This is a genomic window from bacterium (assembly GCA_030685015.1).
GTDB lineage: Bacteria > CAIWAD01 > CAIWAD01 > CAIWAD01 > CAIWAD01 > CAIWAD01.
This window is the reverse complement of record JAUXWS010000008.1, coordinates 1-3216: the sequence shown is the minus strand read 5'-3', so window position 1 is coordinate 3216 and position 3216 is coordinate 1. Positions and strand designations below refer to the sequence as shown.

Genomic DNA, 3216 nt, shown 5'->3' with positions numbered 1-3216 from the left:
GGTGGGCACAACCACCTATCGGAGCACGATCACCTTGCCGGAAGACGCGCACCTGTACTGGCGCGTCATCTACATCAACACACTTGGCCAACGGTTCTGGTCCGGAACGGGAACCTTCTGGACCCAACCCTCCATGCGGTGTCGCAATCTGATCTGAGGCTGACGTGTTACGATTTCCTCATCACCTGAAAGGCCCAACCATGCCCCGCCACTACATGATCGACATCGAGACCTGGGACACCGCGCCCACGGCCGTCATCCGCGCCATCGCGACCGCGATCTTCAACCTGGACGGCGAGGTCATTTGGAAGGGTCTCATCGACTGTCGGCGCACGGTCGATGCTCAGATTGAGTCCGGCAGGACCATCGACGCCGCCACCATCCACTGGTGGGCAAGCCGGACGACCCGACTGAGCGAGATGCTGGACATGGCCGACGGCAAAACGTCCAACGTGGAGATCCACACTGCTTCCACCTTGGGCAACATCCTGGATTCCATCGCGTACGCCACCAGCACCATTCAAGCCGACACCCGCATCTGGAGCCGCGGCCACTTCGACCTCCCCATCCTGGCGCACCTCCTCACCAGCCAAGGCAGGCCCATTCCCTGGCGCCACAACCAGGTGCGCGACGTGCGCACCCTGGACGATCTGGTGCCACCCTCGAATGCCACCATCCCCCACCACCCCCTGGCCGACTGCCTGGCGCAGATCGCACAGGTGTGCAAGGCCATGGAGCTGGCGCCGGCCACGGGACAGCCGCATCCAAGGACTGTCTTCGGGGCTGGGTTCAGCCAGCCTCTTCGCGCTTGCCCTACGACGGACTGGCATGGCGCCACGACGCCTGCACCGGATCCCAGCACCCAGGAGCTAGCCAATGCCTGAGACCACCAACCACGCCGCCGGCGGGCCGCAAGGCCCGCTGGACGCCCCGCGCCAATCGGACGCCCCGCGCCCGCTGGAGTCCCTCGACGCCATCCCGGACGAAACATGGACCCAGGTCCGCGACATGCTGGCGCCCTACCGCGAGGGCTTCCAGAAGGGATGGGAGCTGGAGGCCAGAAGGGGCAACCCGGCCGGATACTCGGTCCTGCCGGCCAGCAGGCCGGACAGCCACGCCGCCGCCCACCGGCTGGGCTTCCAGGACGGCATCGGCTGGCGCATGGAGGTGGAGGCCATCGTCCGCAAGCAGCTGGAAGACGTGATCGGGCTGCTGGACCAGGAAGGCGTCAAGTCACCCTTGTGCACGTTCGACGATCCCGAGTACCTGCCTAGCCGGATCCAGATCCTCCTCAAGGAGCGGGATCCGAAGGCCTGTCCCGCCATCAAGTACGTGCCGCCGCCCAAGCCCCAAGGTGCCGAGGGCATCCTCCTGGTGGACAGGACCCCGGCGGAGGCATACGCCGCGGCCAAGCGCACGCAAGATTTGGAAGCCCGGGCGGCCATCCACCACGTGCATTCCGAGGACCTCACGCCAATCAGCGACGCGGAGAAAGACGACCTGGTCCGACGCGTCGAAATCAAGCACATCCATCGGCGCTACACCCAGGATGACCTGGCTCGCGTCCTGGGCATCGGCATTGGCCGAGTGAAGAAATGGTTGCTGCGCAAAGGGCGCCCATCCACCAAGGAAGATGTCGCCCGCATCACCGCTTGGCTGCAGCGGATCAGCTGAAAGGACCACCCATGCCCACCACCAAGCAACGCGTCGACGCCATGGAAGCCAGCATGGCGGAACACAGAAAACGTCAGGACGCTTTAGAGGCGCGCATCCAGGCACTGGACCAGCGCCTCAACAAGGCCGCGGAAATCGTCCAGGCCACACACAAGCAGCAGGAAGCCCTCGGCCGCAGAATGGACCAGATCGCCAGCCGCATGGAGCAACTCGTCCAGGACGTCGACCGCCGCCTGGCCACCATGGAGAAGGCCCTGGCCGCCGCCGGCATCACCAACCCAACCGACCCCGAGGACGAGCGCCGCCGGCGCCTGCACGCCCGTCTGCGAGAGGAGGCGCGCCGGCTCAGCTACGGACCCAACAAGCTGGCCCGCGCCCTCGGCATCCCCGTCAGAACCGTCAGCCACTGGCTGAAAGGGGACGTCACGCCCCGTTCTCAAGAGCACCTCGCCGCCATCGTCGACTGGCTCGAATCCACTCAGTGGCTCACTCCCGAGGATTAGCAGGATGAATCAAAGAACTGAACAAAAGACGCAGAACCGTCACAACGGCAGGCCAAATCGATTTGGCCAAAATGGCACAGATTTGAGCTCGGACCTTGTTGGAATTATGAACACATTTTGTGCCAAACAGGCCAATGCGATTTGGCTCATATCTCTGTCGAATTTTGCTTGTAGCTTTGGCAACTCGCCAAGTGGCTTTTTCATATCGGCCAAAAGCCATAGGGTGAGGGACGAACGAAAAAAGTTTCTGCCCGCTGGACCGTGCCCGCGCAACGAACAATCTATTCTCTTTTTAAAGTGTAATACGTCATGCAGCCACAGTCCCGCGGGCAGACCAAAACTTTTTGAGTTCGCCCTTTTCCCATTAGCTTTTGGCAATGCACTTTTATCCAATTGGCAAAAGTCGGCATTCAGAACCTGTTCCGGTCTGGCTGGCCGAAGGCCGTCCCCGCTTTTCCCCAACCGCTGGTCTTATCTCCGCCGCCCGCCGCGACGCGCGCCCCGCCCGGCCGCCACGCGGCCACAGGCGCCCCACACGCCCCCAACCGTCAACACCCAGCCCCACGGAAGGATGAACCCATGAACACGCCCCACGCGGCGCCCCTGGCGCCCTGCAGCCCAGACATGCCCCTCCTCGACCCCGCCATCCCCGAGGGCTTCCAGGTCCACAACGAGCACTGGTCCTTTTCGCGCTTGGACACCTACGCCCGCTGCCCCCTCGCCTACAAGGCCCGCTACCTGGATCCGCAGATCTATGGCGCCGGCTACGTAAAACCCATCCCCGACCCGAGCTCACCTGCCGAGCTCGGAACCCTCTGCCACCGGACCCTCGAACTCGTCGGCGCCAGCCTCAGGCAGTCCCGCCACAAGGGACGCCTCTTCAAGCAGCAGAAACTCCTCCTCGACTGCCTGCGCCAGGCCTTCGTCGAACAAGCCTCCACCAACGGCCAAGTCCTGGCCGACGCCCAGGCCATCCTCATCGAGTACCTGCGCACCGGCGACTTCTACAGCGACCAGATCATCGGCCTGGAATGGCCCT

At 63.7% G+C, this 3216-nt stretch carries 4 protein-coding genes; all 4 read left to right on the top strand.

Annotated elements, in window-relative coordinates; all coding sequences use genetic code 11:
• The first annotated feature begins 200 nt into the window (after window positions 1–200).
• Window positions 201–884, top strand: a complete 684-nt coding sequence (locus Q8O14_00695; GenBank protein ID MDP2359258.1) for a 3'-5' exoribonuclease — start codon at window positions 201–203, stop codon at window positions 882–884.
• Entirely contained in the window at window positions 877–1674 is a 798-nt protein-coding gene (locus Q8O14_00690) for a hypothetical protein (GenBank protein ID MDP2359257.1), read from the top strand. Before Q8O14_00695 ends, Q8O14_00690 begins: the two co-directional genes overlap by 8 nt.
• An 11-nt stretch (window positions 1675–1685) precedes the next feature.
• Complete coding sequence (locus Q8O14_00685; GenBank protein ID MDP2359256.1) at window positions 1686–2177, top strand: helix-turn-helix transcriptional regulator; 492 nt, start codon at window positions 1686–1688, stop codon at window positions 2175–2177.
• A 579-nt stretch (window positions 2178–2756) separates the two neighbouring features.
• The coding region (locus Q8O14_00680; protein MDP2359255.1) for a PD-(D/E)XK nuclease family protein at window positions 2757–3216 on the top strand (460 nt) is incomplete at its 3' end.

Coding starts and splice junctions, on each gene's coding strand:
- Q8O14_00695 (MDP2359258.1), top strand. CDS start 201: ATGCCCCGCCACTACATGATCGACATCGAGACCTGGGACACCGCGCCC.
- Q8O14_00690 (MDP2359257.1), top strand. CDS start 877: ATGCCTGAGACCACCAACCACGCCGCCGGCGGGCCGCAAGGCCCGCTG.
- Q8O14_00685 (MDP2359256.1), top strand. CDS start 1,686: ATGCCCACCACCAAGCAACGCGTCGACGCCATGGAAGCCAGCATGGCG.